The organism is Alteromonas sp. a30 (genome assembly GCF_026788005.1).
Lineage (GTDB): Bacteria > Pseudomonadota > Gammaproteobacteria > Enterobacterales > Alteromonadaceae > Paraneptunicella.
In genome coordinates this window covers 1-1,266 of sequence record NZ_JABEPE010000074.1, presented here as the reverse complement: position 1 = coordinate 1,266, position 1,266 = coordinate 1, and the positions used below count along the sequence as shown (strand labels likewise).

The following is a 1,266-nucleotide window of genomic DNA, read 5'->3' as shown; positions in this document are numbered from 1 at the left end:
TGGACTGAAAAGCCTGGTTGGTTTCTGATATGTTTAGTCGTCTGGATTTCTGTAGGATTGTATTTTTGTGCTGACCGTGAAGACACCTAACAAGGCCCAGCATTTCGCAGCCTTTGGCTGCCGGACTCGCTACTCTCGCCGCTGTGGGCGGCGTTATACGTAAAAGAAGAATCGAGCATGGCAATAAAACAACCACAATTTGAAGAGATAGTTGAGCTGCTTAGTAAAGCTGCTCCTATCTTGGATTCCGAAGGTTTAGATGGATCGGTTAAAGATACAGAGAAACTAATTAATCGTATTAAAGGTATGGGTAGCATTACCCCATCACACAAAAATGGGCTTTACTCCGTTCTTCGTATGATGCTTGAATCTAATACCTACTATGACTCAAAAGCTGGAGAGCATTTAGATCAAGCATTTGTACTTATTAAAGAGGCGTTAGAAATCAATCGATATGATCACTAAAGACGAACTACTTCATAAGACAGATGAACTGATTGAGAAGCTCAGGGGGGAGCAGATCAATTTTATGGTGTTAATTTTTTCACCTAGCGGTCACAGTAAAATAGATTCATATGCTGAGAAATGTATAGATTTTCAGAAAAAAGTGAAATCATCAAGCGGTGAAGATGACTCAATTTATGATCTGTACAAAGAATTTATTGTGTTAGAAAGAACCACCAAGCGAAGAAGTGCCATGCTTAGTGCTCTTCCATCAATAATGATTTTATACGTATCTTTTTTTGCGGTTTTCTTCTTGCTTACATCGGTTGATATTTCAGGATTCCTAGAGAAAACGCTTGGAGTCAATGCACCGGGAAAGCTTATTACATTAGGGGTCGCAGGGGCTTTTGTGTATTTGGCAACGAATGGATTAATAAGGACGGAAAAAGAAGATAGTAAAACCCAGTTTTCCGTTGTGCTAAATCTAACGACGAGGTTTATATTGGCTGTAATTGTTCCAATAATTCTCGTTGTACTATTTTTCAACGAAGACGGCACGACCAAAAAATTAACCCTTTCTCCAGAGTTATTGAGTTTTGCATGTGGCTATAGCGCCAAGTTAGTCGTAGAGCTTTTCAATAAAATCGTTGAGAAGGGCTCAAAAATGATCGGTGCCATTTGATTTCTAACAAGAGACTATGGCGTCAATAGCTAATTTTGAGCCGCTGGCGCTTCCCACATTACACCATCTCTGAGCATCGAATTTAAGATTACGACCATCTTTCTAATGCAAGCTATTATCGCTACTTTTTTGGGCTTTCC

Annotated in this window: 2 protein-coding genes and 1 pseudogene; 2 read left to right on the top strand and 1 reads right to left on the bottom strand. The window is 39.6% G+C overall.

The genetic code is table 11. The features are described from left to right. Nucleotides 1-177: 177 nt before the first annotated feature. On the top strand, nt 178-465 hold the full coding sequence (locus tag HJG39_RS19220; protein ID WP_268412029.1) for a hypothetical protein: 288 nt from the start codon (nt 178-180) through the stop codon (nt 463-465). Next, on the top strand, nt 455-1,126 hold the full coding sequence (locus HJG39_RS19215) for a hypothetical protein (protein WP_268412027.1): 672 nt from the start codon (nt 455-457) through the stop codon (nt 1,124-1,126). Before HJG39_RS19220 ends, HJG39_RS19215 begins: the two co-directional genes overlap by 11 nt. Nucleotides 1,127-1,155: 29 nt before the next feature. Here the strand turns inward: HJG39_RS19215 and HJG39_RS19210 are convergent. Then, nucleotides 1,156-1,266 (bottom strand): annotated as a pseudogene (locus tag HJG39_RS19210) (IS110 family transposase); the annotation flags it as partial.

What these genes read in the sequence shown, in the direction of transcription:
- HJG39_RS19220 (WP_268412029.1), top strand. Translation starts at nt 178, where the DNA reads ATGGCAATAAAACAACCACAATTTGAAGAGATAGTTGAGCTGCTTAGT.
- HJG39_RS19215 (WP_268412027.1), top strand. Translation starts at nt 455, where the DNA reads ATGATCACTAAAGACGAACTACTTCATAAGACAGATGAACTGATTGAG.